Raw genomic sequence first — 24,097 nt, 5'->3', positions numbered from 1 at the left:
CGGCCGTCGTCCCCCGAGGACGGCGGCCGTCGTCGTTCCCGGCTACAGGACGACGACGCGGGTGCCCAGCGGCGCGAAGTCCCACAGGCGCTTGGCGTCGGTATCGCGCTGGCGGATGCACCCGTGGGACTGCGGCGTGCCGAGCTCGGCGATCGTCTGCACGCGCCGGCCCTCGTCGATCGGGATGGTGTGGAAGCCGATCGCCGCTCCCGACGGGCCGCGGGTGAACCGGACGAACCAGCGCATGGTGCCGGAGTCGTCGATGCCGACAGCGTCCTGCGAGCGGGAGAAGACGGCGTAGCGGCCGGCGTCGAGGTTGTCGCTCACGCTGCCGGAGACCAGGTAGGTCGAGGCGACGGTGCCGTCGGCTCGCACCAGCCAGACCCGCTGACGCGAGCGGTCGAACACGACGCGCCGGCCCGTGCCGCTGGCGGCGGGCAGCGTGGTGTCGGCGACCGAGGGCGCGGCATCGGCGGCCTCGCCGGCCGAGGACGTGGGGCTCGTCGCCGGAGCCGTCGTCCGCGAGGTCGAGCTCGAAGCCGGCGCGGAGGGCGTCGCCGGCGCGACGGACGCCGAGGCGGGCAGGGTGTCGGGGCCGTCGACGGGCAGCACGCCCACCCCGCCCAGCACCGCCACCAGCGTGATCAGCAGGGAGCCGCCCACGAGCGCGATCCGGCCGTACCGCGGCCGGACCTGCGCGCGGTGGCGGGCCACGTCAGCCGCGCTTCGCCGTGCCCGCGACCCGCGTGACGAGGTTGGCTGCGACCTCGCGGTAGGCCTGGGCGCCCTTGTTGCTGCGGCTGGTGGCCAGGATCGAGCGCCCCGCGGCCGGAGCCTCGGCGAACTTGATGGTCTTGGGGATCGGCGGTTCGACGACCTCGAGCTCGTAGGTCTCCGCGATCGTCTCCAGCACGGTGCGGGCGTGGTTGGTGCGGCCGTCGTAGAGGGTCGGGAGCACTCCCCAGACCTCCAGGCCCCGGTTGGTGAACCGGCGCACGTCGTGCACGGTGTCGAGCAGCTGACCGACGCCGCGGTGGCTGAGCGTCTCGCACTGCAACGGGATGAGGACGCCGGAGGCCGCGGTGAGGGCGGCGACGGTGAGCACGCCGAGGGACGGCGGGCAGTCGAGCAGCACCCAGTCGTAGGCGACGCCGTTCTCGGCGAGCTGCTCGAGCACGGTCTTCACCACGTGCTCGCGACCCGTGCGGGTGAGCAGGTCGGCCTCGGCGCGCGCCAGCTCGATGGTGGCCGGCAGCAGATCGACGCCGTCGTCGGTGGCGATGATGACCTCGGCGGGGTCGACGCCCTTGGTGAGCACGTGGTGCACGGAGATCTCGAGGTCCTCGGGGTCGATGCCGAGGGAGAACGTCAGACAGGCCTGCGGGTCGAGATCGACGAGCAGCACCGAGTGCCCCAGCTCGGCGAGCGCAGCACCGATCGAGGCGACGGACGTCGTCTTGGCGACGCCGCCCTTCTGGTTGGCGATCGCGAGTGTGGTGGTCATCGGAGCCCATCATGCCGGACGGTGGGCTGCCCGGCGCGGAGGTGCTGCTCTACTGGTCACATGGTCGATGCCTCCACCCCCGCCCGTCCCGTCGCCCTCGTCACCGGACCCACCGCCGGGATCGGGCTGTCCTTCGCCCGTCAGCTCGCCGCGCGCGGCCACGACCTCGTGCTCGTGGCCCGTGACGCGGCCCGCCTGGACGCCGTCGCGGCCGAGCTCGCCGACGCCTACGGGGTCGCGGTGGAGACCCTGCCGGCCGACCTCGCCGACCGCGACCAGATGCGTGTCGTCGAGGCCCGGCTCGCCGACCCCGACCGCCCAATCGAGGTGCTGGTCAACAACGCCGGCTTCGGGCTGAAGGAGCGGTTCCTCGACAACACCGCCGACCAGGAGACCGCGATGCTCGACGTGCTGGTGACCGCGGTGCTGCGGCTCACCCATGCCGCGTTGGGGCCGATGGCCGAGCGCGGTCACGGCGGGGTCGTCAACGTCTCCTCGGTCGCCTCCTTCCTCCCCCGCGGCACCTACAGCGCCGCCAAGGCCTACGTGAACCGCTTCGGGGAGTGGGCGGCCCACGAGTACCGCCCGCGGGGCGTCACGGTCACCACGCTGTGCCCCGGCTTCGTGCGCACCGAGTTCCACGAGCGCATGGGCGTGGCGGCCGACTCAGCGCCGTCCTGGCTGTGGCTCGACGCCGACGACCTGGTCCGCGAGGCGCTCGCGGACTTCGACGCCGGCAAGGTCTTCTCGATCCCGAGCGTGCGCTACCAGGCGATCACCACAGTCGCGCGGGTGGTGCCGACCGGCGTCCTGCAGCGGTTCCAGGCGCTCGGCCGCAAGTAGCGCGACGCCGGTACGCCGTCAACGCGGCGGCACGGGGACGGCGTCGAGCAGCCGCTCGAACTCCTCGGGTGCGGTGGTGTTGCAGCCGAGTTCGTGGGCGATCTTGCCCGTGCCGTGGTGGTCGCTGGAGCCGGTGATCACCAGCCCCAGGTCGCGGGCGATCGCCCGCAGCCGCCGGCGCTGGTCGGCGTCGTGGTCCTCGTGGTCGACCTCGAGGCCCACCAGACCGGCCTGTGCCAGCCCGGCCAGGCTGGCGGCGTCGGGGACGTCGTCGCGGCGGCGTCCCCACGCGTGGGCGAGCACGCTGACGCCGCCGGCCGAACGCACCGCCTCGATCACCCCGACCAGGGGTGCGGCGTGGCGCTCGACGTAGGCCGGACGGCCCGGGTTGAGGTAGCGCCGGAACGCCTCGGTGCGATCGCCGACCACGCCGAGGGCCACCAACGCGTCGGCGACGTGCGGGCGCCCGTGCGCGACGGCGTCGCCGGCCGCTGCATGGACGTCGTCCTCGGTCAGCGGGATGCCGAGCTCGCGCACCCGCGCGATGGTCGCGGGCAGGCGCGCACGGCGTCCGTCGAGGATCCGGTCGAGGTGCTCGCGCAACGCCGGGTGCTCGGGATCGGGCAGGTAGGCCAGCAGGTGGGCGCCGCGGCCCTCGTGCAACGCGCTGATCTCGATGCCGGGCACGAGCCGGACGCCGTACCGGTCGGCGGCCTCCTGCGCCTCGGCCCAGCCGGCCGCCGTGTCGTGGTCGGTGAGCCCGAGGACGTCGAGCCCGGCGGCGGCCGCCGCCTCCACCAGCTCCGCGGGCGACTGGGTGCCGTCGCTGGCCCGGGAGTGGGTATGGAGGTCGATCCGCACGGGTCAAGCCTAGGAGCCGCCGGACTCACCAGTGCGGGCCAGGTCCCCCGAAGGGCAGTTCGACCAGCGGCGGCCCCAGCCCGGAGACGTCGCGCAAGATCCAGTCGTCGCGCAGCAGCAGGATCGCCGAGGCCGGGCGGACGACGATCCACAGCCAGCGTCCCTCGATCTCCCCGGCCACGACCGACCGGTCGAGGTCGCCGGCCGCTCCCGCCACCGAGACCGGCCACAGCGGCACCGCCGCGCGGCCGGTGCGCACGCGCACGAGCGGCGCCTGCAGGCCCAGGCCCGGGCCGGGATCGGCGTGCTCCAGTCCGGCGCAGCGCGCGCCCAGGCCGGTACCCGCCTCCTCGACGACCAGGAGGAGGTCGACGGGCCCGTCGAGCTGACTGGTGCCCGACACGCAGGTGAGGGTGGCCGCCACCGGCGCGCCGTACCCGCCGACGGCGGCGAAGTCGGTGACCCGCCAGCCGGGGCTCAGCGGCCAGGGCAGGTAGGTCGGGAAGCCGGGCGTCGCGACGAGGTGGGCGGCGAAGGCGTCGTAGTCGATCTCGATGCCGCGGCGCAGCGCCGAGGTCAGTCCGTGCTCGGGGCACGACCACACGCCGTCGGCGGCGGCGACCGGCGCGGCGCAGCGCGGACACTGCGGGACGGGATCGACGAACCCACTCGGGTCGGGCTGCTCAGGCGGCTGCGGCGGCACGGGCTCTACCGTGGTCGGGCGGCTCGGGGCCGTCAAGCGTTCCAGCGACGGACGACCGGCTGTTCGCGGTGTCGTCCGAGCACGGAGACGGTCGAGGTGTCGAGGGCGAAGCAGGCACCCTGCTGCACCGGCAGGCCGAGCCAGCGTGCCGTCAACGCCGGCAGCGTGTGGCCGTGGGCGAACAGCAGCGCCCGGCCCGCGACGTCGTCGAGGCGGCGCAGGAGGCCGTCGAGCCGGGCGGTGACGGCGGCGGCGTCCTCACCGCCGGGGCAGGGGTGGGTCCAGACGGTCCAGTCCGGCACGGTGCGCCGGATCTCCTCGGTGGTCACGCCCTCGTAGTCGCCGTAGTCCCACTCGACCAGGGCCGGCTCGATGCCCGCGTCGGGGAAGCCGGCGAGCTCGGCGGTGTGCCGGGCGCGCTGCCGGGGACTGGTCAGGACGACGTCGAAGTCGACCGCGGCCAGCCGCGGGGCGAGCGCCCGCGCGCCGTCCTCGCCGACGGGCAGGAGCGGGAGGTCGGTCACCGAGGTGTGCTTGCCCGCCGTGCTCCACTCGGTCGCGCCGTGCCGCACCAGCCAGAGTTCCTCGGCCATGCCCGCCTCTCCCGCGCCGGTCGGTGCCGGCCCCCTCGGTGCCGGCACCGACCGCCGGATGCGGTCAGTCGTTGGCCAGCACCACGATCCTGTCACCCGGCTGCGGGGTGAGGGTCTGCGACTTGCCGGGATTGACCCGGACGCCGAACTCCGAGCCGTCCTCGGCCAGCGAGTCGGACTTCCAGCCCAGCGCCGTCTCGCCGCGGCGGCTGGCACCGGCCACGACCGTGGCCCAGGTGACCGGCTCGCCGGTGCGGACGTACCACTCGACGGGGCGCAGGTAGATCTCGGCGCCGTCGGCGCTCAACAACTCGCCGAAGACCAGCTCGAGGCGCTCGTCCTCGGACAGCTGGGTGACGATGAGGCTGACGATCTCGCCGCTGACGACGACGTCGTCGATGTCGGCGACCTGGGCGAGCACCCGGTTGCGGTCGTCCATCATCTCGCTGACCACCGCGGTCTGGTGCTCGAAGCCGGCGAGGATGTCGCGCACGTGGAGCAGGGTGACCAGGGTGCGGGCGTCGGCGGCCTGCGGCTCGAGGTCGTCGGAGTAGCAGAGCACGATCACCTGGTCGAGGCCGGGCACCACGTGGGTGTCGAGCACCTCGCGGTCGGTGGTCGAGGCGGCGACGACCTCGACGGCCAGGTTGCTCAGTGCGGGCACGCGCGGCTCGCCGTAGGTGGTGACGACGGTGAGGGTCGACCCGGGCTCGGCGTAGCGGTCGAGCTCGCGCAGCATGATGGGGGCCCGCTCGTTCCAGCCGAGCATCACCGCACGACCGGGGTGCGCGTCGGTGCCGACGGCCTCCCCGAACCGGGAGGCGTCGGGGACGACGGTCGAGCGAACGGGGTTCTCCAGGACGGCGTCGTCCTCGGCCACGACGATGAGGGTGCGCTCGCCCACAATCGCGTCGGGTGCCGGGTTGAGGGTGCTGCCGGTCTCGTCGACGAAGCCGATGACCGAGCCCGCCTCGTAGGCGAGCTGCGCCTCGGCGTAGGTGAGGTCGCCGAACCCGTGGTTCTCGGCGAAGTAGATCTCGTCGCCGTCGAAGTCGAACAGCTCGACGTAGACCGCCGCTGCGCCGGATTGGCGCGAGGTCTGCACCACGAGCTTGGCGACGGTCTCGCGGATGTCGAGCAGCGTGGTGCGCGAGGCGCCGACCAGCCGGGCGGCCTCGAGGTTGCGGGGGTTGCGGATCTCGGCCACGATCCGCGGCCCGTCCTCGCCCTCGTGGGTCAGGGCCAGCAGGGTCTTGATGACCTCGGCGTCGGGGTCCTCGCTCTCGGGCGCGAGCAGGATGACCGAGCGCGCGGTGCGGTGGCTGCTGACGGCGAGCTCGTCGACGTCCATGGGCGAGCCGGAGCGGCACACGATGCGGGTGCCGCGGGTGTCGGGCACCTTGGCGCGGATCTCCTCCTCCATCTCGACCTTGTCCTTGTCGGCGAGGATCACCACGACCGGACGACGGCGGCTCTCGTTGGCGATCGAGAGCTCGCGCAGGATGGTGAAGATCGAGTCCGACCAGCCGAGGACGACCGTGTGGTCGGACTCGAGGACAAGCGACCGGCCGCGCTGGAGTTCGGCGATCTTGGCGTCGATGCCGGCGGCGATCACGCCGATGAGGGCGCTGACGATGAACAGGCCGCCGATGGTCAGCGCCAGCATCGTGAGCAGGAAGCGCCAGGGGCCGGTGTCGCCGGCGACCGTGCCGGGGTCGAGCGCGTGCATCAGGGCACTGAACAGCTCCTTGCCGAAGCTGTCGCTGTCCTCCTCGCGCAGGTTGAGCACCGTGGTGATGACGGCGAACACCGAGATCAGCACCAGCGTGACCACGGTCAGCCAGGCGATGAGGGCAGGGGTGCCGCGCGACATGGAGTTGTCGAAGAGGTAGCGCGCCCGCGCCCGCCAGTCGGGGCGGGGCGGGGCACTGCGGGAGGACTGCGGCGAGTTCGCCGCGGCGGCCCGATCACCCATGGCCTTGGCGGTGCGTCGTCGCATCTGCTGACCGGTACGTCCCATGGGCGTCATGGTCGCGCACCGGACGGCGCGACGTCCGATACTCGCCCGAAATCTCCGGCAGGTTCTCAGGTGCCGAACACCCGAGAACCTGCCGGAGGTCGATCAGACCGCTGTGATCGCGGGATCAGCGCGGGATCAGCGCGGGATCAGGGCCCAGTAGTCGAGGTCGAGCAGGACGCCGTCGGCGTACTTCCCGTCGTCCCCGCGCAGGGTCATCGTCTCGTCGCGACCGCGGGTGGCGACCAGCCGCAACCGCAGCGCACCGACCCCGGGGGCGTCGGTCTCGACGGCGTCGAGCACCTCCGACCAGGCGTAGACGGTGTCGCCGGCGAAGGCCGGGGAGACGTGCGCTCCGGCGTTGATCGCGGCGATCAGCTGGACGTTCGCCAGGCCGTTGAACGACAGCGCCCGGGCCATCGAGATGATGTGGCCGCCGTAGATGAGCCGCTTGCCGTCGGGGCGCGCCTCGGTGTTGAAGTGCACCTTCGCGGTGTTCTGCCATAGGCGCGTGGCCATCATGTGCTCGCTGTCGGTCAGCGTGACGCCGTCGACGTGGTCGATGCGCTCCCCCACCGCGTAGTCGCCGAAGCGATGCGGTTCGCCGGCGGCGGCGAAGTCGTAGGCGGTGAAGTCCAGGCCCGCCGGGATCACCAGGTCGCTCGGGGCGACCACCGGGGCCAGCTCGGGGACGACCGTCTGCGGCGCGGGCGCCTCGGCGTCCCGCTTGTGCACCATCACCCAGCGCGCCCACTCCAGCGCGACCGCGCCGTGCTGGTCGGTGGCCGTCGAGCGCACGTAGACCACGCCGCTGCGGCCGTTGGAGTTCTGCTTGAGGCCGATGACCTCCGAGCGGGTGCGCAGCGTGTCGCCGGGCACGAGCGGGCGGTGGAAGCGGCACTCGGCGTAGCCGAGGTTGGCGACGGCGTTGAGCGAGACGTCGGGCACGGTCTTGCCGAAGGCGATGTGGAAGGCGATGAGCTCCTCGACCGGCGCCGGGCTCAGCCCGACCTGCGCGGCGAACGCGGCGGAGGACGGCAGCGCGAACCGGGTCGGGTAGAGCGCTCCGTAGAGGGCGCGGTCGCCCTCGGTGATCGTGCGCGGGGTGGCGTGCTCGATCACCTGCCCGACCGCGAAGTCCTCGAAGAAGTTGCCGGGGTTGGTCTTGCTCATGCGGGGGCCTCCGGGGCGGGGTGGGATGGAGCGGGTCAGCGGCCGGCGAGGCCGCGACCGGCCTGCACGCCCTTGAGGACGACGGCCGTGGCCTGCCCGGCGGACTTGCGCAGCGAGTCGCCGACCTGGGTGGTCAGCTGGCCGGTCAGCTGGGTGGTGAGCGCGGTGGTGGTGACGAAGGGCGCCACGAGCGCCTCGACCCGCGTGAGCAGGTCGTCGGCGCGGTCGAGGAGGGCCTCGAACCGGTCGAGGACGGCGTCGAAGGACGCCTCGGGCGCGGGCGAGGGGGCCGGGCGGGCCTCCGCCCCGGCCGGTGCGGCCGGGGCGGAGGGGACGCCGTAGGTGTGCTGGTCGCTCACGACTCAGAGCTTGTAGGTCGAGAGCAGCTGGCGACCGATGATCATCTTCTGGATCTCCGCGGTGCCCTCGCCGATGAGGAGGAAGGCGGCCTCGCGGTAGAGACGCTCGATCTCGTACTCCTTGGAGTAGCCGTAGCCGCCGTGGATGCGGAAGGAGGCCTCGACGACCTCGTTGCAGTACTCGGCGGCGAGGTACTTGGCCATGCCGGCCTCGACGTCGTTGCGCTCGCCCTTGTCCTTGATGCGGGCGGCCTTGACCATCATCGCGTGGGCGGCCTCGACCTTGGTGGCCATCTCGGCGAGCTTGAACATGATCGCCTGGTGCTGGGCGATCGGCTTGCCGAAGGTGGTGCGCTGCTGGGCGTACTGGGCGGCCAGCTCGAAGGCGCGGTTGGCCACGCCGGTGGCGCGGGCGGCGACGTTCACGCGGCCGACCTCGACGCCGTCCATCATCTGGTAGAAGCCCTTGCCGGGCACGCCGCCGAGGATCTGGTCGGCGGTGGTGCGGTGGCCCTCGAGCACCATCTCGGTGGTGTCGACGCCCTTGTAGCCCATCTTCTCGATCTTGCCCGGGATGGTGACGCCCTGGGCGGTCTCGCCGAAGCCGGGCTCCTTCTCGATGAGGAAGGTGGTCATGTTCTTGTAGACCGAGTCGGCGCCCTCGTCGGTCTTGGTGAGCAGCGCGGTGAGCGTGGAGGAGCCGCCGTTGGTCAGCCACATCTTCTGGCCGGTGATCTCGTAGCCCTCGGCGGTCTTGACGGCCTTGGTCGAGATGGCCGAGACGTCGGAGCCGGTGCCGGGCTCGGACATCGAGAACGAGCCGCGCACCTCGCCGACGGCCATGCGCGGCAGGTACTTCTGCTTCTGCTCCTCGGTGCCGTGGTGCATGAGCAGGTAGGCGACGATGAAGTGGGTGTTGATGACGCCGGAGACGCTCATCCAGCCGCGCGCGATCTCCTCGACCGCCAGCGCGTAGGTGAGCAGCGACTCGCCGAGGCCGCCGTACTCCTCGGGGATCATCAGGCCGAAGACGCCGAGCTCCTTGAGCCCGTCGACGATCGCCTGCGGGTACTCGTCCGCGTGCTCGAGCTCGGTGGCGACCGGGAGGATCTCCTTCTCCGTGAAGGCCCGCACGGCCTTGAGGATCTCGATCTGGTCGTCGGTGAGGCCGTCGGTCTGGCAGAGGCGCATCGGGCATCCTTCGGGGGTCGTGATGGTCGTCCATCACTTTATTACCGGCTGGTCACTTAGAACACAGCAGCAGCCCACCGGTGAGGACCATCACACCTACAATGGTCGAGCGGACGCCGAGCGGCGGCGTCCCGACCGAGGGGTGGGACACGGGTGCCGGACGGGCGTCGACGTCGCTGGTGGGCCGACCCGGTCACCGCACTCGCCCTCGTGATCGCGGGCCTCCTGGGTCTGGTCCTCTTCCTGCCCGACAGCGGCCCCGCGCCGGTCGACGCCAGCACCCGCGGCGGGCCGGCCGCCGTCGGCACCGTGCAGGAGGTGCTGCCGTCCGGGCCGCCGATCGCGCCGCGCGCCGGAACCCTGACCACCCGCTCCGGCGCGACCGCCACCGGCGGTCGCGCACGCCCCGCCACCGGACGCCGCGCGAACACCTGCGTCGCGGCCGGCCCGCGCATCGCGGTCGCGACCTTCAACATCCACTCCGGCTTCAACCGGGCGCACAACCGGGTCGAGATCGACCGCATCGCCGACGAGATCGCCGCGCTCCAGGCCGACGTCGTCCTGCTCCAGGAGGTCGACCGCAACCGCGCCTGGAACGGTCGCATCGACGAGCCCGGCATCCTCGCCGAGCGGCTGAGCATGTACTACGCCTTCGCCCCGAACGTGGTGCGGCCGGGCGACAGCCAGTACGGCACCGCGGTGCTCTCGAAGTTCCCGATCGTCGATCTCGACAACACCCTCCTCCCCCGCTTCCCCGACGCCCAGCAGCGTGGGCTCCTGCGCGTGCGCATCCAGCCCTACGGCACCACCGTCGACGTCTACAACACCCACCTCGAGGCGAGCTCGGCGGCCAACCGGCTGGCCCAGGCCCGGGTGATCCGCGACCTGCTGGCCTCCTCCACCGTGCCGACCATCCTCGGCGGCGACCTCAACGCCTACCCCGGCACCGACGTGATGGCGACCCTGCGCACGGTGCTGAGCGACAGCTGGGAGCGCGTCGGGGCCGGCGCGGGCTACACCCACCCCGCGTGGAGCCCCCGCGGACGCATCGACTACCTGCTCTACCGCGGCGACGTCACGCCGCTGGACTCGGTGGTCGTGCCGGGCGCGGTCTCCGACCACGCCGCCGTGCGGGGGCTGTTCCAGATCGGCTCCCAGACCGCGGTCTGCCTGCCGAACCTGGGCTGACCCTCCTATCGGCCCTATCGGCTGACGCTCACCTGCGCCGCAGGCGCGCGCCCAGACCCCGCAGGCGGGGTCGGCGGCCGCTCCCGGACCTCGCCGTGTCCCGGTCGAGTTCGCGGGTCAGCCGCTCGGTCACGATCGCGGTCAGGGCGGCCGTCGCTGCGGCCGCGACCTGCTCGTCGGTGACCAGCTGCTCGTCGGGAGCGAAGGACTCCGGCCGCGGCAGGAGGTCGTCGGCGTCGCCGACGACGTCGTAGCCGCCGGACCTCAGGTGCTCGACCTGGCGACGCGCGACGGCCTCGCACCAGTCCGCCTCCGAGGCCGGGAGCAGGATCCGCCGTCCCTCGGCCCCGCCGAGTATCCGGACCGCCAGCCAGCGCTTGCCGACGTTGCCGTAGGCGTCGCGCCGCTTGAGCTCGTCGGGGACCTGCTCGTTCACGCGACGCAGCACCTCGGCCTGCTCCAGGCGCAGTCCCCGGTTCGCGCGACCGGCCACCTCGGCGTCCAGGCGGGTCGGGTCGACCCCGAGCACCCGGCAGAACCGCGAGAGCAGCTCGTCGTGCGGCGCCCCGGCGGGCGGGACGGTGACGACGTGGATCCGCTCCGGCGGGATGTGCCGCGCCCAGCGGGTGAGGACGGCGACCAGGTCGACCTGCCGCCACACCCCACGGGATCGGCCCCGGGCGGCGGCGTCCTCGGTCGCGCGCAGACGCCGGAGGAGATCCGCGAGCTCGATCGAACGGCCCGACTGCAGCCCCTGCTGCCACAGCGACGGGATCTGCCGCGCGGCATCACGACAGGTCACGATCGCGTGGACCTCCCGGCCGCCCAGCGGGCCGAGCAGCCGTTCGATCTGCTCGTCGGTGCACGGCGAGAACGACTCCTCGCTGATGAGGACCCGCGAGCCCCGGGCGGCGTCCAGCCGAGCGGTCAGGCTGGGCAGGATCGCCCGGGCCTGCGGCGGGTCGAAGGGCTGGAGCCGGTCCCGCACGTCGAGCATCAGCTGGAAGGACTCCCCGCGCGAACCGGGCAGCATGTCGAGCCCCTGGGCCGCGAGCTCCTCCTCGTTGGCCCAGAAGATGGTCTGGAGGTAGGAGGTGCCGGTCTTCTGCAGGCCGATGTGGAGGTAGACCGGGGCGCTCACGGGCGTCAGCGTAGTGGCGGCCGGCAGGGTCCGACGCCAGAGCCCGCCGACTCGGCCGACCCCGCGGTCAGCCGCGCGCCGCGGCCGCAGCGGCCTGCTTGAACTGCTTGACCAGCGCCTTGTACCGCTGGGCGGAGACCGCGAGGTCGCCCTCGGCGGGCTCACGGGCGATGGTCGCATCGAGCGCCTTGTCGACGACCATGCTGAAGTTCTCGGTCAAGCCGGTGGCGCTGACCGCGAGGCCCGTCGACGGCAGGCCGCCGGCGGCGTAGGCGGTCGGCCGGAACAGCAGCCAGGACGGCGCTGCCGGGTCGCTGCCGAGCTGGGTCGCCAGATGCTGTTCGACGGCGGTCGGCTCGGCGCTGCCCGAGACCACCCGCACCCGCACACCGCGGGCGACCGCGCGCCGGATCTCCTTGCCGAGGTAGCGGTCGTCGATGCGCGCGCTGAGGATGCGGACCAGGGCACCTTCGGGCGCGGACTTCAGCGCCCGCAACGCGTTGCGCAGGACGGCGCGGCGCGCGAGGGTGACGGTCGAGAGCGGGTCGTTGACGGTGCGCGCCTGGGCGAAGGAGACGGCCGGGCCGGGGGTGGTGGTCACCGGGAGGCCGAGCACCGCGTGCACGATGTCGTGGTCGGAGTAGGCCTCCGTGGCCCCGTGCTCGATGAAGGTGAAGTCCGAGGCGGGATGCAGGAAGATGTAGTCGATCGTGGCGCCGAAGTGGTCGCCGGTCGGGAACCAGGTGCCGGCGATGTCGTAGGTCGGCGTCAGTCCGGCTGCGGTGAGCTCGTTGCGGGGGTACTTCGCCGACTTGTAGTGGCGGTTGAAGTCGCCGGCGACGATGACCGGGCCGGACGCCGAGAGCATCGCGGTCAACGCACCGAGGCGGGCCACCGAGGGGGCCATGAGGTTCTTGGTGTAGGAGTTCTCGGGTGCGAGGTGGGTGGCGACCATCGAGAGCGTCTGGCAGCCGTCGAGCGAGCGGACGGTCACCCAGTTGGCGTACCGCACGCCCCAGTCGACGTGCTGGCCCGGCTCCTTGCCGTAGGTGTCGCTGATCATGGTCGTGCCGCGGGCGATAGCCGTCCAGCGGGCCGCGTTCCAGACGACCGGGGCCTCGCCGGTGTACTTCCCCGGGGTGCGGAAGATCTCGTAGTCGCCGGGTGCGAGCACCGCGTCGCGCCGCAGCGGCACCTCGTTGAAGGCCACGAAGTCGGGCTGCTGCTTGAAGACCTTGCGCAGGTCGGCGGCGAACTTCTTGTCGGCCTCGCCGGACTTGATGTTGGCCTCGACCACGCGGATCGTGCCGCCCGGCGTCGGCGGTGTGGTGGTGGGCGGATCCGTGGGGCTGGCGGTCGGGCTGGCGGTCGGGCTGGCGGTGGGGCTGGACGTGGGGCTGGGGGTCGGGGACGCCGAGGCGGTGGCGCGGCCGCGTCCTGCCGTGGTGGCGGGCGGATCGGTGGGCGTCGGGGCCGGAGCCGCGCACGCCTCGCGGGCCGAACCGGCCTGGAGCACCAGGTCGCCCTCGCCGCCGAGCAGTCCGCGCTGGGCCGCCAGGGGAAGACCCGCCGCCAGGACCGCGAGCGCGAGACCGGTCTGCCAGGTGCGGCGTCGCGGGGCGGTGCGAGGTGACATGGGGGCGATCCTCCGGTGGTCGGGGCGAGGGGTCGGGACCGCGCGCGAGGCGTCGGGACCCGTCGTCCCACCCATCACATCAGTCCCATCTGCACCACGCCAGGTGTTCCGACGAACTACAGATCTGTAATTCGACGGCGTCCTCCGAGCGGGTCGGCGACGGCCCGTACCCGGCTCCTATCGGCCGGTGCGGGCACCCGGTGAAGCCGTCGGCTCGACCAATCCGAGGGCGGCGGCGAGCGAGGGCGCGAGGTGGACGGCGTACTCGGTGGTCATGTGCTCGGAGTCGCGCATCGGGATGAAGTCGCCGATCACCGCCGGGCACAGGCGGCGCACGCAGAACCAGTCCGAGGCGTCGAGCCACTGCGCACCCGCCGCCCGCGCGACCTCGGCGAAGGAGAGCTGCGCGTCGCGCTCGAAGCCGCCCGCCTGCTGGAGGCAGTCGCCGAGGGTGCGGGCCTGCCCCAGGCAGACCGCCTGCTCGCGCGGGAGGTGGGGGGTGTTGCCGAGCACCACGACCGATCCGGCAGCCGAGCGCAGCCGATCGAGCTCGGCGCGCAGCCCGCGCCCGAGGGCCGGGAGGAAGGCGGCCGCGCCGTCGCCGCGTCCGACGACGTCGCCGCCGTCGACGTCGACCACCGGCGAGAGCGGCGCGTTGCTCACGACCGCGAGGTCGGGACGCAGACGGTCGACCTGGTCGAGGGCCCAGTGGACGAAACCCTCGCAGGCCGGCCACGGACGGTCGGTCTCGGGATCGAGGCGGATGGCGAGGTTGGCCGGGCAGCCGGAGTAGACGAACGTGTAGACGCGGTAGCCCAGAGTGCGCCCCAGTTCGACGAACGCCGGGTTCCAGGCCCGGGCGTGGGAGTCGCCCAACAGCACGATCGTGCGGTCGGCGTCCGGGTCGCCCTGCGGGCACAGGCGGGTGGTGCCGGTGCGGTAGTCGCATGCCCCGAGGGGCGCGGTGTCGGAGCGGATGTCCAGCAACCCGGGCACCAGGCGACCCGGCACCGGATGCGCGTCGTCCGCAGCCTGCACCGACGCCTGCACGAGTGCCACGGCCGGATCGCCGCTGAGGTCGCCGCCCCGGTAGTCGGCGACCTGCACCGCCGGGTTGCCGGCGTTGCGATCGAGGCGGTGGTCGACCCACGCGTTCGCCGCGACGATCGCCAGGGCGAGCACGGCGACGCCCGCGGGGTAGAGGGCGACCGCGATGCTCGGCCGACGCCAGCGCCGACCGGTGCGGAAGGGCTGCTCGACCAGGTGGTAGGTCGCCCCGCTCAGCACGAGGACGACGGCCAGGGTGAGCGCGAGCATCGGGGCGTCAAGCTCGCCGAAGCGGGCACGGGCGATGCGCAGCACCGGGAAGTGCCACAGATAGAGCGAGAACGACCAGTCGCCGAGCACCTGCAGCGGTCGCAGGGCGAGCACGCGGGCCACGACGGTGCGGGAGCCGACCGGGTGCGATCCGGCGGCGAGCACGGCCACCGTGCCGGCAACCGGGATCGCCGCCAGCCACCCGGGCACCGGGGTGGCCGGCGTGAACACCAGGGCCGAGACGAGGACGGCGACCGCGCCGCCGAGCGCCACCAGCTGCCGAGGGACGCCGGGCCCCGGGACCTCGTGCGAGCCGGAGCCCGTCGTCCGGCCGTGCACCACCGCGGCGAGCAGCGCGCCCGCACCGAGCTCCCACGCGCGGGTCGCGGTGGAGAAGTAGGCGGTGTCCGGCGAGGCGTGGGTCGCCCAGACCGACCAGGCCAGGGACGCCGCCGAGAGCACCGCCAGCACGCCGACGACCCGGCGGCGCAGATCGCCTCCGCGCCGGCGCAGCGCGACCACGATCACCAGCAGGAGCAGCGGCCAGACGAGGTAGAACTGCTCCTCGACGGCCAGCGACCAGTAGTGCTGGAGCGGCGAGACCGGACGGTCGCTGGCGAAGTAGTCGGTCTGCACGCTGGCGAAGCGGATGTTCGCCGCGAAGAACCCGGCCCAGACGGCGTCCCGGAAGATCTCCGAGGCCCGCACCACCGGGAGGAACAGCGCCGAGGCGACCACAGTGGCGGCCAGGACGACGCTCGCCGCCGGGATGATGCGGCGGGCCCGGCGCGCGTAGAAGTCGAGCAGCCGCACCCGGCCGGTGCCCGCGGCCTCGCGCAGCAGCAGCCCGGTGATGAGGAACCCGGAGATGACGAAGAAGACATCGACGCCGAGGTAGCCGCCGCGCCACCCGGGCAGGCCGGCGTGATCGGCGATCACCAGACCGACCGCGACCGCGCGCAACCCCTGGACGTCGGCGCGCAGCCCCCGGGGTCGGGCGTCCTCGATCGGAGTCATCGGATGCCCTCCCGAGGCTTCGGCGGTTCAGTAGAGTGCACTTCCATGCCAGGACGACACCGCGACCCCCGCAGCATGCGCGCGGGCCGGAGTCTAACCGTCGCCGTCGTCCTCTCCCTCGTCCTCACCGCGCTCGTCGGCGGCGGGATCGCCCTGACCCGGGTCGACCTCCCCTCGATCGGCGGCGACGCCGTCACCGACCTCGCCGCGGCCCCGGCCGCTCCGAAGGCCGCTGCCACACCCGAGCCCGCCCGGATCGTGTCCGGCGTCCGTCTGCGGCCGACGCCGCAGGCCCTGCGTCGGGCCCGCATGGCCGCGCGCGCGGAGCGGCTCGCCTCCCTGCCGGTCACCTTCGTGCTCGCCACCTTCAACGTCCTCGGCTCCAACCACACCGCCCCCGGCGGTGACCGCAGGAAGTTCCCGCCGGCCTCGGCCCGCACCCCGCAGGCGGCAGCCCTCATCCGCCAGCACGGGGTGAGCGTGGTCGGCCTGCAGGAGGTCAAGCCCGACCAGCTGACGACGCTGCAGCGGCTCACCGGTTTCGCCGCCTACCCGGGCTTCGCGTTCGGCAGCAAGGAGACCGACAACTCCATCCTCTACGACACCAGCCGGTTCGAGTTCGTCTCCGGCACCTCCTTCCCCGTGGTGTTCGAGAGCCGGGCCCGCCCGCAGACCGTGCTGCGGCTGCGCGATCGCGCCACCGGCCGCGAGATGTACTTCGTGAACATGCACGTGTCGGCCGGCCACGACGCCCGCGACACCGCCAGCCGCATCGCGGGCCACCTCACCGGGGCCGAGCAGGTCAACCGCCTGATGGCCACCGGGCTGCCGGTCTTCCTGACCGGTGACATGAACGACCGCGCCGAGTTCTTCTGCCGCGTCATCCCGCGCACCGGCATGGTGGCGGCGGTCGGCGGCAGCACGGCGAACGGCTGCGCTCCCCCGGCCCGGATGCCGGTCGACTGGGTCGTCGCCTCTCCCGGAGTGAGCTTCAGCGACTACTGGCTCGACGAGACGCCGGTGAACCGCCGCATCAGCGACCACTTCCTGGTCTCAGCCCGCGCCACCGTTCCGCCGGCGGCCGAGGCGGACCCGACCGAGGACTGAGGCCGGCGCGCGCGGCCCGCCGTCGTCCTCACCACCCTCGACGTCGTCCGCCTCCACGGCGGCGCTCCCCCGGCGCGCGGCGCGCACGTCCTCGAGCAGCACGGCGATGACCTCCGCGCCCGCAGCGGCGATCTCGGCGTCGGTCACGCTGTCGGGCGTGCGCCGCGGCTCGATGACGGTCGGCACGCGGAGCAGCTCGGGATCGCCGACGACGTCGACCGGATGCTCGCGCAGGAAGCGGAGCGTCGCCTCGCCCCTGCGCCGGCAGTCCTCGATCTGGTCCGGGAGCGGCCAGAACCGCTCCCCTCCCCGGGGTACGAGCCGGTCGTCGGCGAGGAAGGAACGGATCCACACGCCGCGGTCGAGCGCGCTGGAGAAGCCGTGCAGGTGGTGGTTGACCCGTCGCAGGAGCTCGGCCTCGACCACGCCCATCGACTGGTTGGAGAACCCGGCGCTGGTGTCGAAGGCGGCGGCGTCCAGGCCGAGGAGGCCGGCGAAGCGGTGCCAGATCTCGTCGCGCGCCGCTCGCGGGTCGAGCGGGAGCACGTGGATGCGATCGGCGGCGACGGCCTTGCGCCACCGCCGCAGCACGAGCCGCAGGTCGAGGGTGCGCCAGTCCCAGATGTCCTCGGGCCGCGAGGACTCCGTGCGGCCGTACTCGGCCATCGGGGTGGTGCCGCGGTTCTTCAGGCTCTCCTGCCAGCTCGCGGTGAACAGGCCGAGCGGCTCGCGGGCGGTGATGACGACATGCACCTCGGCGGGCGCGAGGGCCTCCAGGACGGCGCGCGCCTGAGCGCCCGAGGCCGCTGCGAAGAACTCGTGGCTGATCAGGACGTCGCCGGTCGCGGCGGCGACGTCGTCGAGGATGCGGCGCCACGCCTCGTGCTCACGGTCGGGACGCGGTCGCTTGGGGGTCTCCCGGACGACGCGGCTGGCCCAGAGGTGGTCGCGCCGCTCGCGGCCCGGGAGCGTGAGCCCCTGGGCGGCCGCGACGTCCCGGTTGCTCCACACGATCGTCTGGAGATAGGTCGTCGCGGTCTTCGGCAGACCGATGTGGAGGAAGACCCGGCGGGCCATCACAGACCGTCCTGGAGGCGGGCGATCGCAGCCTCCACTCGCTCCTCGTCACGCTGCGCCATCGGGATGAGGAGCTCCTGCACGAGATCGGCCAGTTCGGCGAGGCGCACCTGGTGGCGCCGCAGTTCCGCGACCTCGGCCTCCAACCGCTCGATGCGCTCGGCCATCTCCCGCTTGCCCTGCATGCCACCGCCTCCGCCGATCAAGCCCACGACGCGATCACCCTTCCCACACTGAACGGGCGCGCGTTGCCGCGAGCACCCGCCTCGAACTCCTCGATCGAGGTGATCCTGCCACCGAACCGCTCCAGGCGACCCACCACCTGCTCAGCGCTCAGCGCCGTCAGGCCGGGCTCGGGCTCCCCGCGGCCGGTCCACCACTCGGCGTAGAGACGACCGCCGCCCCGCAGGGTCATGGCGGCGAAGCGGCCCAGGCCCGAGCGCCCGAAGGTGTCGGTGGCGTCGAGCAGATGCCGGGCATGGATGACCGTCGGGACGGGCGCGGCGTCCGAGGCGCGCGCCAGGCGGGCGCCCTCGCTCATCAGCGAACGCCACTCGTCGAGGTTGAGCGACCTCGCCTCGAAGGGCAGTTCCTCCTCGACCGCGATCCGGGCGGCGCGGGTCAGTGCCCGTGGCACGTAGTCGTAGGCGGTGACGGGGAAGCCCCGGCGGGCGAGCCAGATGGCGTCGCGTCCGCGGCCCGCGCCGACGTCGAGCACGCGGGTGCCGGGCTGCTCGCGCGCCGCGATCTCCTTGGCCAGCGACCTGCCCGTGGTGGTGCCGGGCTGACCCTTCTGCCCCGCCTGCCCCGCGCCGTAGCGCCGCTCCCACTCCTGGCGGTGCACCGCGAGCCCGCGGAACCACTGGTTGAGGGAGTCGCGGGTGCGCTCGGAGGTCTCGAACTTGAACGCGGGATCGGGCACGCGCCAGGAGGGGCCGTAGGTGGCCTCGAGGAGCCGCTCGGGGACGGCAGGCGCCGGGAAGCGGCGTCCGGCGAGCTCGCAGGTGCCCAGCGGGCGGATCCAGGACTCCTCGAACTCGGTGCCGATCTCGCCCATCAGGTAGAGGCGACCACCGTCGAGGAATCCACCGAACACGTCGAGACCGCGGACGCTGCCGTCGCCCTCGATGGCCGCGACCCGGAAGGCGGCGCCGCTGTAGCGGTAGGTGCCGAAGCCGGCGTCGACGACGGCCCGCTGCAGCCGGAAGGACTCGCGGACGACGTCGACCGGTGTGGTGTGGCGCGAGACGTAGCCGAGATCGGCATCGGAGTCGTGGCCGAGGAAGCGGCCCTCACGGACGGCTCCGAGCAGCGTGCCGTAGGCGGGGAACGCCTCCACCCCGGCGCGGGCGAGCACGTCGATCACCTGCTCCATCGTGTCGAGGAGCGGCTCGAGGTCGGCGGCCGTGCGCTCCCCGAAGACCGGCGAGAAGCGACCGGACTTGTCCAGCGCGATGTCCAGACCGCGCTTGTTGACGAACCGCACCCGCTCCCCCGGCTCCGGGTCGCCGAAGGTCAGCTCACCGTCGTGGAGCACCCGACCCGAGACATGCTCGCGCAGGACGATGCGGGTGGTGCCGCGCAGGTGCGGGCGCATGACCGCCGGCCAGGCGACGTGCCGCACCAGGCCGGTGCGGTCGGCGCGCTCGGTGTCGCGGCGCACCCAGAAGGACCAGATGCGCCGATCGTCGAACAGCGCGTCGACCACGGCGTCGGCACCCACGGCGAGCAGCCGGACGCCGTCCTGGTCGACACCGGTGACCCGGGCGATGCGGGCGCCCCGGGGCGAGGCCGTCACGGCCCGGTCCGTCCTTCGGCCGGCGACCCGGCCGGCGGCTCAGTCGAGGTCGACATGCGCGTAGGGGTCGATGAGACCGAGCTGGACCATCCGCTGGGTCCAGGGGCTCGCCGTGCGCCCGGCCGCTCCGCCCGTGGTGCTGCTGCCCGTGCCGGTCGCGTCGTAGCCCGCCGGCGGGTTGTCGAACCAGTAGTCGATGAAGCCCTGGTAGCGCAGCACCCGGTAGCGGGTGGTGAAGATGCCGGTGATCTCGTCGGAGTTCGTCGCCAGGTCGGAGGTGTTGGCCGAGCCGTTGAAGGCCAGGTACGCCGTCCGGTTCGAGCCCATCCGCCCGTTGATGGTCCACACCTTGAGGTGGAAGTAGTTGTCGAACTCGCCGTCGTCGTTGAAGTCCTGCACGAGGTGCTTCATCGGCACCGCACCCCGACCCGAGGGGTTGCGCAGGTAGCGGCGCACGTCGCCGCCCATGACCGTGTAGACGATGTGGACGTCGCACCCCTGCTCCCACAGCGCGCGCAGCTGGCGGGCGGCGGTCATGCCGCGCTTGCCGCGGATGACGTCGGGGCTGGTGCGGATGATGGTGCGGCCGTTGGCGTTGCCGGCGTCGACCGCACCGCGGCAGCGCACCTGGTCGAGCGCGTCGATGATCGGGTCGCTCACCCAGTCGGGGCCGTAGTTCGGCGACATGTAGATGCCGTACCCGCCGTCCTGCACCTGGGAGAAGGCGCGCTTGACCGGCGTGTCCTTCCACGCCTCGTCGAAGCGGTCCTGCATGAAGTCCCAGATGATCGGCCGGTCGACGTAGGTGAAGATCTCGTTCCACTGGTTGTTGGCCATGGCCGCGGTGAGGTTGGCCGAGCCCTGCATCACGACGCGGCGCGAGCTGCCGGTGTGGGAGAACAGGTAGTACTTCGAGTGCGCGGCTCCGCCGCGGCCGCGGCAGGAGTTCTGGCAGGTCTTGGCCGCGCTGCGCTGGGCGTACGGCTTGTTGCCGTTGTTCGCGCGCAGCTCGCGACGCAGACGGTTGAACGGGGGGTTGGGGGTCTCGTCGTTGGCGTTGGCCTGATCGATGAGCACCCGCACCACGGCTCCGCGCTTCTGCGCCGCCAGCAGGGCGTTGGTGGCTTCGTCGGTGAGGTAGTTCCAGGTCATGATCTGGATCGTCGAGCCGTTGCGGGCGTGCCGGATCGCCGCGAGGATCCGGTCGAGGATCGCGCGTCGGGAGTCCCGCCCGCCGGTCGGGTTGTTGAAGGTCACCCCCGGGCTCAGCGAGAAGCGCGTCGGCTGCGGCTTCGCGGCCGCTCGCTCGACAGCGCTGACACCCGCCGTCGCGGCAGGGCCGGAGGCGGAGGCGACCGGCGTCGCGGACGGCAGGAGGAGCGCCGGCGCGAGGACGGCGCCGACGAGGGCGGAGGCGAAAGCAGAGCGCCGGTGTTGCACGGAGTGGACTCCCTCGGTCGTGAGACGCGCGGCGGTCCCGGGAGGAGGTGCCACGGCCGATCGGGGTGCACCCCCGTGATGAGCCGTTGCAGGATACATGTCACCTTGCCCGGTTCGGCGCGCAGCACTGTGCACGCCGCCGCGGGTCGCGGCGGGGTAGCCTGCCTCCTCGTGAGCACCGCACCGGCTCGGGTCTACATCGCACGCCTGGTGGGACTCCCGGTGTTCGATCCGGTGGGCGACCAGGTCGGCAAGGTCCGCGACGTCGTCGCAGCGATCCGCAGCGAGGCCAACCAACCCCGCATCCTCGGCCTCGTGGTCGAGGTCTTCGGCCGTCGCCGGATCTTCGTGCCGATGACCCGCGTGACCGCGATCGACAGCGGGCAGGTGTACACGACCGGCCTGCTCAACATGCGGCGCTTCGAGCAGCGATCGACCGAGACCCTCGTGATCGGCGAACTCCTCGACCGCGAGGTGCGCATCCCCTCGACCGACGTCGGCGGCACCGTCTACGACATCGCCATGGAACAGGCGCGCAACCGCGACTGGGTGCTGTGCCGCGTCGCGGTGCAGGAGCCGGGCAAGGGGTTGCGGCGCCGCGGTCAGACCCACGTCGTCGAATGGCGCGACGTCACCGGCCTCACCGGACGCGACGGCGAGGGGACCCAGGGGGCGACCCACCTCGTCGCGGCGCTCAACGAGATGCGACCCGCCGATGCCGCGAGCATGATCCACGGACTGCCCGCCGAACGGCGCACCGCGGTGGCCGCCGCACTCGACGACGAGCGGCTCGCCGACGTCCTCGAGGAGCTGCCCGAGGAGGACCAGGTCGAGATCTTGGAGAAGCTCGACTCCGAACGCGCCGCCGACGTCCTGGAGGAGATGTCGCCCGACGACGCCGCCGACCTCATCGCCGAGCTCCCGCCGGAGACGGCTGCCGCGCTCCTGGAGCTCATGGAGCCCGAGGAGGCCGAGGACGTGCGGCGGCTGATGTCCTACGTCGAGGACACGGCGGGCGCGATGATGACCTCCGAGCCGGTGATCCTGGGCCCCGACGCCACCGTGGCCGACGCCCTGGCCCACGTGCGCAACCCCGAGCTGACCCCGGCGCTGGCGGCACTGGTCTACGTGTGCCGTCCGCCGCTGGAGACCCCGACCGGCCGCTTCCTCGGCGTCGCCCACATCCAGCGGCTCCTGCGCGAGCCGCCCTCGAGCCTCGTGGCCGGCGCGCTCGACGACTCCCTGGAGTCCCTGCGGCCCGAGGCGAGCATCGACGAGGTCGCCGCCCACCTGGCCACCTACAACCTGGTGGCGGCCCCGGTACTCGACGAGTCCGGTCGCCTGATCGGCGCGGTCACCGTCGACGACCTGCTCGACCACATGCTCCCGGAGAACTGGCGCGACCGGTCGACGCGAGGGGAGGCGCGCTGATGGCCGAGACCCGACGCGCCCGCCTCGACACGCCGCGCGAGCAGCGGCGTCCGCTGGTGCCGCGGCCCAGCTACGACTCCGACACCTTCGGGGTGTTCGCCGAGCAGTTCGCCCGCTTCATGGGCACCGCGAAGTTCCTCATCTACATGACGCTCTTCGTCGCCGCGTGGGTCGCCTGGAACCTCACCATGCCCGACGACCTGGCCTTCGACGCCTACCCCTTCATCTTCCTGACCCTGATGCTCAGCCTCCAGGCCTCCTACGCCGCGCCGCTCATCCTGCTCGCGCAGAACCGCCAGGAGACCCGCGACAAGGTGGTCGCCGAATCCGACCGCCAGGCCAACGCGCGCGCCCACGCCGACATGGAGTTCCTCGCCCGCGAGGTCGCCTCGCTGCGGATGGCGATCAACGACATGGCCACCCGCGACTACCTGCGCTCGGAGCTGCGCAGCCTGCTCGCCGAACTCGACGATCGGGCGATCGAGCGGGAGGGCGAGCGCCGCAGCGAGCTCGAACGGCCCGTCGAGCGCGCGAGCGACTGAGTCGGCCGCTGCCCCCCGACGACCGGGTCAGCTCCGGCGACGCCAGCCCCGGCGGCCGGCGTCGGAGCCGGCGTCGGTGTCCGACCGGGCGTCCGACCGGGTGTCCGACCCGGCGCTGGCGAGCCCGCGACCACCGGGCGAGGTGCCGTGGAAGAACGGCGCCTTCGGCCGGCCCGCGGCGGCTTCGAACCCGGCGGCCAGGACGTCGCCGGCCACCGGCTCGGGAACGCGCGCGGGGTCGCGCGGGCGGAGCGGGTCGGTCTCGACCAGCACGCCCAGGTCGTGCAGCGCCTCGGCGTCCTCGAGGAGGAAGCGCTCGTAGTAGGCCACGATCCGGCGTTCGAGCGCCGCGGGCTCCAGGCCCCGGTTGATGAGGGCGCGCATGGTCGCCGCCGTCGATCGGCGCTCGGCGCGGTAGGAGGCGCGGGGACCGGAGGCCACCATCGCCGTCCACTTCCGGGCGAACTCCTCGGCGGAGTAGGACTCGTAGTGGAACAGCTCGAAGGCCGTCTCGTCCTCGACCGGCTCGAGGCCGACGTGCGCGGCGTCGACGACCTTGTGCAGGGTGAGCCAGACCGGCGCCTCGATCCGGGCCGCGGACTTCCCCATGAGGTGGCCGCTCAGGTAGGCCTGGTTGGTCGGCTCCGCGATCAGCCCCAGACCGTGCAGCAGGTGGAGGTCGGCGTCGGGCAGCAACCGCTTGAACCAGGTCGGCTCGCCGTCCCACGACCGCCGGCTCACCGTCTCCCGGACGGCGAACCGCACAGCGGTCTGCGCGGACGACAGACCGTCGAGGACGCCGCGGTCGCAGCGCAGGATCTCGTCGCCGTCGATGTGGGCCACCCAGCCGCGCAGGCCGGCGTCGGCCAGCACCTGCTTGGCGAGGTTGGCGTTGGTGCACTGCCGCTCGTTGAGCTCGCGCGGCCGCTCCTCGCCCCACCAGTCGACGCCGGCACGCACGCCGGTGGCATGCGGGTGCTCGTCGAGGAAGGCGGCGACCTCCGCCTGACCCGCGCCCCGGGGCCGGTCGAGGAAGACCACCACGTGGTCGGCGCCGCCGGCGAGGTTGCCGGCGACATGGCGGCGGACGTGCTCGACGGTGTCCATGACCGTGCTGACCGCGATGAGCATGGCCCGACCCTAACGGCAGTGCCGCACC

At 72.9% G+C, this 24,097-nt stretch carries 22 protein-coding genes; 5 read left to right on the top strand and 17 right to left on the bottom strand.

Annotation, left to right across the window (positions count from 1 at the left end; all coding sequences use genetic code 11):
• Positions 1–42: 42 nt before the first annotated feature.
• Together ABD671_RS05340 and ABD671_RS05335 are read right to left on the bottom strand one after the other, a co-directional pair.
• Positions 43–714 carry a L,D-transpeptidase gene (locus tag ABD671_RS05340; protein WP_344732215.1) on the bottom strand — a complete coding sequence of 224 codons (672 nt, stop codon included), beginning with the start codon at positions 712–714 and terminating at the stop codon, positions 43–45.
• A gap of 1 nt (position 715) precedes the next feature.
• Complete coding sequence (locus ABD671_RS05335; RefSeq protein WP_344732214.1) at positions 716–1,504, bottom strand: ParA family protein; 789 nt, start codon at positions 1,502–1,504, stop codon at positions 716–718.
• A 60-nt stretch (positions 1,505–1,564) separates the two neighbouring features.
• Here ABD671_RS05335 and ABD671_RS05330 point away from each other — a divergent pair, with 60 nt between their 5' ends.
• Positions 1,565–2,347 carry an SDR family NAD(P)-dependent oxidoreductase gene (locus ABD671_RS05330; protein WP_344732213.1) on the top strand — a complete coding sequence of 261 codons (783 nt, stop codon included), beginning with the start codon at positions 1,565–1,567 and terminating at the stop codon, positions 2,345–2,347.
• 18 nt (positions 2,348–2,365) lie between these two features.
• Here the strand turns inward: ABD671_RS05330 and ABD671_RS05325 are convergent, their stop codons facing one another.
• The 7 genes from ABD671_RS05325 to ABD671_RS05295 all read right to left on the bottom strand — a co-directional run bounded on the left by ABD671_RS05325 (position 2,366) and on the right by ABD671_RS05295 (position 9,244).
• Entirely contained in the window at positions 2,366–3,208 is an 843-nt protein-coding gene (locus ABD671_RS05325; RefSeq protein ID WP_344732212.1) for a PHP domain-containing protein, read from the bottom strand.
• A 25-nt stretch (positions 3,209–3,233) separates the two neighbouring features.
• A complete protein-coding gene (locus ABD671_RS05320) occupies positions 3,234–3,911 on the bottom strand; it encodes a DUF6758 family protein (protein WP_344732211.1) in 678 nt (225 codons plus the stop codon).
• Between the two features lie 32 nt (positions 3,912–3,943).
• Positions 3,944–4,504, bottom strand: a complete 561-nt coding sequence (locus ABD671_RS05315; protein WP_344732209.1) for a histidine phosphatase family protein — start codon at positions 4,502–4,504, stop codon at positions 3,944–3,946.
• Between the two features lie 64 nt (positions 4,505–4,568).
• The gene (locus ABD671_RS05310) at positions 4,569–6,524 is read right to left on the bottom strand and encodes a CASTOR/POLLUX-related putative ion channel (RefSeq protein WP_344732208.1); all 1,956 of its coding nucleotides are present in this window, start codon (positions 6,522–6,524) and stop codon (positions 4,569–4,571) included.
• Between the two features lie 135 nt (positions 6,525–6,659).
• The gene (locus tag ABD671_RS05305) at positions 6,660–7,694 is read right to left on the bottom strand and encodes a MaoC family dehydratase (protein WP_344732207.1); all 1,035 of its coding nucleotides are present in this window, start codon (positions 7,692–7,694) and stop codon (positions 6,660–6,662) included.
• Positions 7,695–7,729: 35 nt separating this feature from the next.
• Complete coding sequence (locus ABD671_RS05300) at positions 7,730–8,053, bottom strand: hypothetical protein (RefSeq protein ID WP_344732206.1); 324 nt, start codon at positions 8,051–8,053, stop codon at positions 7,730–7,732.
• Between the two features lie 3 nt (positions 8,054–8,056).
• Positions 8,057–9,244 (bottom strand): acyl-CoA dehydrogenase family protein, encoded by a 1,188-nt coding sequence (locus ABD671_RS05295; RefSeq protein WP_344732205.1) that lies wholly within the window; start codon positions 9,242–9,244, stop codon positions 8,057–8,059.
• Between the two features lie 153 nt (positions 9,245–9,397).
• Here ABD671_RS05295 and ABD671_RS05290 point away from each other — a divergent pair, with 153 nt between their 5' ends.
• Positions 9,398–10,432, top strand: a complete 1,035-nt coding sequence (locus tag ABD671_RS05290) for an endonuclease/exonuclease/phosphatase family protein (protein ID WP_344732204.1) — start codon at positions 9,398–9,400, stop codon at positions 10,430–10,432.
• 28 nt (positions 10,433–10,460) lie between these two features.
• Here the strand turns inward: ABD671_RS05290 and ABD671_RS05285 are convergent, their stop codons facing one another.
• The 3 genes from ABD671_RS05285 to ABD671_RS05275 form a co-directional block, all read right to left on the bottom strand.
• A complete protein-coding gene (locus tag ABD671_RS05285; RefSeq protein ID WP_344732203.1) occupies positions 10,461–11,573 on the bottom strand; it encodes a hypothetical protein in 1,113 nt (370 codons plus the stop codon).
• 67 nt (positions 11,574–11,640) lie between these two features.
• Positions 11,641–13,209 carry an endonuclease/exonuclease/phosphatase family protein gene (locus tag ABD671_RS05280; RefSeq protein WP_344732202.1) on the bottom strand — a complete coding sequence of 523 codons (1,569 nt, stop codon included), beginning with the start codon at positions 13,207–13,209 and terminating at the stop codon, positions 11,641–11,643.
• A 177-nt stretch (positions 13,210–13,386) separates the two neighbouring features.
• Entirely contained in the window at positions 13,387–15,543 is a 2,157-nt protein-coding gene (locus ABD671_RS05275; protein WP_344732201.1) for an acyltransferase family protein, read from the bottom strand.
• Between the two features lie 45 nt (positions 15,544–15,588).
• On the opposite strand from ABD671_RS05275, the gene ABD671_RS05270 reads away from it, so the two are divergent.
• Entirely contained in the window at positions 15,589–16,650 is a 1,062-nt protein-coding gene (locus tag ABD671_RS05270; protein WP_344732200.1) for an endonuclease/exonuclease/phosphatase family protein, read from the top strand.
• On the opposite strand, the gene ABD671_RS05265 is transcribed toward ABD671_RS05270, so the two are convergent.
• Genes ABD671_RS05265 through ABD671_RS05250 form a run of 4 tightly spaced genes read right to left on the bottom strand, consistent with a single transcriptional unit; the run spans position 16,597 to position 20,965 of the window.
• Positions 16,597–17,727, bottom strand: coding sequence for a hypothetical protein (locus ABD671_RS05265; protein ID WP_344732199.1), 1,131 nt, complete (start codon positions 17,725–17,727; stop codon positions 16,597–16,599). The two genes, ABD671_RS05270 and ABD671_RS05265, sit on opposite strands and share 54 nt — an antisense overlap.
• Positions 17,727–17,912 carry a DUF6752 domain-containing protein gene (locus tag ABD671_RS05260; protein ID WP_344732198.1) on the bottom strand — a complete coding sequence of 62 codons (186 nt, stop codon included), beginning with the start codon at positions 17,910–17,912 and terminating at the stop codon, positions 17,727–17,729. Before ABD671_RS05260 ends, ABD671_RS05265 begins: the two co-directional genes overlap by 1 nt.
• A gap of 17 nt (positions 17,913–17,929) precedes the next feature.
• On the bottom strand, positions 17,930–19,525 hold the full coding sequence (locus ABD671_RS22315) for a methyltransferase domain-containing protein (RefSeq protein WP_425574884.1): 1,596 nt from the start codon (positions 19,523–19,525) through the stop codon (positions 17,930–17,932).
• A gap of 39 nt (positions 19,526–19,564) precedes the next feature.
• Positions 19,565–20,965 carry a phospholipase D-like domain-containing protein gene (locus tag ABD671_RS05250; protein WP_344732197.1) on the bottom strand — a complete coding sequence of 467 codons (1,401 nt, stop codon included), beginning with the start codon at positions 20,963–20,965 and terminating at the stop codon, positions 19,565–19,567.
• A 171-nt stretch (positions 20,966–21,136) separates the two neighbouring features.
• Between ABD671_RS05250 and ABD671_RS05245 the strand changes: the two genes are divergently transcribed.
• On the top strand, positions 21,137–22,396 hold the full coding sequence (locus ABD671_RS05245) for a magnesium transporter MgtE N-terminal domain-containing protein (RefSeq protein WP_344732196.1): 1,260 nt from the start codon (positions 21,137–21,139) through the stop codon (positions 22,394–22,396).
• The gene (locus ABD671_RS05240; RefSeq protein WP_344732195.1) at positions 22,396–22,938 is read left to right on the top strand and encodes a DUF1003 domain-containing protein; all 543 of its coding nucleotides are present in this window, start codon (positions 22,396–22,398) and stop codon (positions 22,936–22,938) included. Before ABD671_RS05245 ends, ABD671_RS05240 begins: the two co-directional genes overlap by 1 nt.
• A 27-nt stretch (positions 22,939–22,965) precedes the next feature.
• Here the strand turns inward: ABD671_RS05240 and ABD671_RS05235 are convergent, their stop codons facing one another.
• A complete protein-coding gene (locus tag ABD671_RS05235; RefSeq protein ID WP_344732194.1) occupies positions 22,966–24,069 on the bottom strand; it encodes a hypothetical protein in 1,104 nt (367 codons plus the stop codon).
• Positions 24,070–24,097 lie beyond the last annotated feature (28 nt).

Origin of the sequence: Nocardioides fonticola, assembly GCF_039536805.1 — a bacterium.
GTDB lineage: Bacteria > Actinomycetota > Actinomycetes > Propionibacteriales > Nocardioidaceae > Nocardioides > Nocardioides fonticola.
This window is presented reverse-complemented; position numbering and strand designations above follow the sequence as displayed.